We start from the raw sequence: 2404 nt of genomic DNA, 5'->3' as shown, positions 1-2404 counted from the left end.
TATCGCCGTCATGCCCTTCAAATTCCTTATCCAGCGAAACGGTTTGAATACCTTGCCTTGCGATATTCGTCAGGCCAAAATACACCCTCTTTTTAACATACACCAGAAACGGCACACCTTTAGAAGGAACGAAGTCTTTAATGCACTGAAGGATTATAAGGCAGGCTTCCTGATAAAGGTCCTCCCTGTCAAGCCACGTCCCACACCGACGCATGGCACAATGGATAAGGGGATATAGCTTGTCAATGAGTTGCTGGGCAGCAGTAGCCTCGCCTTCTTTTGCCCTCTCTACCAGCTCTTTAAATAGGTATTCCAAGGCGATACGCCCTCCCATCCATCGAGGGCCGGCCCTGCACCATTTTTTAAGCTGCACAGCTCGTATTACATGATAGCCTGGATTGGGAGGGCATGAAAAAAGCCGGGAAATGATTTCCCCGGCTTGATGGCAGCCTGCCCCTTTACCCGGTATATTAAAATGCAACCCTATATTTTGGAGTCATGCATCATTTAAAATCCTGCATCAATTTGGTCAAATAACCGCACAGTTCCCCCGGCTTTAAAAATCTTATGGAAGGATACTGCCAGGCAAGGCGTTCCATTATCCTAGGCGTATCGTCCCATGAGTCCACATCCACCAGCACGATGTTGACCAACGAATCCTCATTTCCATCCACCGCCGTTTTAAGAATAAATCCCCTTACAATGCCCTCTATGACATCCTCCTGATTGCGCGCCGTTATGATCACATTAAAAACCCCTTTCTTATTGCCCAAAGCCGATGATATATCCCGGAGCACCAGCGCTACAAAGCATATAAACCCAAATATGGCAAATACCCACAGTACGATGGCAAGATATATATCTATATACATGAATACTCCCCCTCTGCAGCGCAGAATTAATCCATCTACACCATTCCATACTATGCCGCTGCGCCTCAAGAGGTGAGACATATGCCTTATAAATAAAAAACCCCAGTCCTTTTTGGGACTGGGGCATGTGTACTCGCTTACATATACGTTCCAGATTACTTACGCTTAATATTCTATATAAACGGGGCGGCTCAATTACTTACCGAAGGCCTGCTCCCTCAACGTCTGAGCCTTATCGGTTCTCTCCCATGGCAGATCCAAATCGGTGCGCCCGAAATGCCCATAAGCCGCCGTCTGTTTATATATGGGCCTCCTCAAGTCGAGGTCCCTTATGATGGCACCGGGCCTTAGGTCAAAATTCTTGTGAATGAGCTCCAGGATAAGCTCCTCCGGTACCTTTGCCGTACCAAAGGTATCGACGCTTACGGATACCGGCCTGGCCACGCCTATGGCATAGGCTACTGCCACCTCGCACTTATCAGCCAACCCTGCTGCAACAATGTTTTTGGCTACATACCGGGCCGCGTAGCTGGCCGAGCGATCCACTTTAGTGGGGTCCTTGCCCGAAAAGGCACCGCCGCCGTGGCGTGCGTATCCACCATAGGTGTCCACTATGATCTTTCGGCCGGTAAGCCCCGAATCACCCTGAGGTCCACCTACCACGAAGCGGCCGGTTGGGTTGATCAGATAACGGGTTTTGTCATCCAGAAACTCGGGAGGGATAACGGCCTTTATGACCTTTTCGATCACGTCCCTTTCGATGGTAGAATGGTCAACATCCGGGCTGTGCTGGGCTGAAACGACGACGGTATGTACGCGCACCGGCTTGTCTCCCTCATATTCAACAGTAACCTGGGATTTCCCATCAGGCCTTAAGTATTCCAGCGTGCCATTCTTGCGCACCTCGGCCAATCTCCTGGTGATCTTATGGGCCAGCGAAATGGGCAATGGCATGAGCTCGGGGGTCTCGTTGCAGGCAAAGCCAAACATCATCCCTTGATCGCCCGCCCCGATGGCCTCTATGTCGTCCTCCATCTCGTGCATTCTTGCCTCAAGGGCTCTGTTCACCCCAATTGCGATATCAGGAGACTGCTCATCTATGGAGGTTATGACAGCGCAGGTATCAGCATCAAAGCCGTATTTCGCCCTTGTATATCCTATCTCGCGAACCGTCTCGCGTACAATGCTTGGTATGTCCACATAACACTCAGTGGTAATCTCTCCCATGACCAATACCAGGCCAGTGGTCACAGCGGTCTCACAGGCCACCCTGGCATAGGGGTCCTTGGCCAAAATAGCATCCAGCACAGCATCAGAAATCATGTCGCATATCTTATCGGGATGCCCCTCAGTGACAGATTCCGATGTAAACAGCCTCCTTTTCATTTGTTCTCCTCCTTAAGCGAAAGATACTGGTTAAACCGATTTTCTTTTTTTGCAATAAATCTAAGTATAGCATACCCCTGTTAAAAAATCAACATGAGCGCAGGGCCACAACTAAGGCCACAAGGTAAAAAATTGAAATCCTTTGA

3 protein-coding genes are annotated in these 2404 nt (G+C 49.5%); all 3 read right to left on the bottom strand.

The features are described from left to right. Positions 1-316, bottom strand: a 316-nt coding sequence (locus FWJ59_RS09330; protein ID WP_414481661.1) for a sigma factor, incomplete at its 3' end; no start/stop codon positions are given. Between the two features lie 187 nt (positions 317-503). Further along, positions 504-872 (bottom strand): hypothetical protein, encoded by a 369-nt coding sequence (locus tag FWJ59_RS09325; RefSeq protein WP_414481660.1) that lies wholly within the window; start codon positions 870-872, stop codon positions 504-506. A gap of 195 nt (positions 873-1067) precedes the next feature. Further along, complete coding sequence (gene metK, locus FWJ59_RS09320) at positions 1068-2258, bottom strand: methionine adenosyltransferase (RefSeq protein ID WP_414481659.1); 1191 nt, start codon at positions 2256-2258, stop codon at positions 1068-1070. Positions 2259-2404 lie beyond the last annotated feature (146 nt).

It is taken from the genome of Caldicoprobacter sp., from assembly GCF_047459465.1.
GTDB lineage: Bacteria > Bacillota > Clostridia > Caldicoprobacterales > Caldicoprobacteraceae > Caldicoprobacter.
The sequence above is the reverse complement of the archived record's forward strand: the minus strand, read 5'-3'. Positions and strand labels throughout refer to the sequence as shown.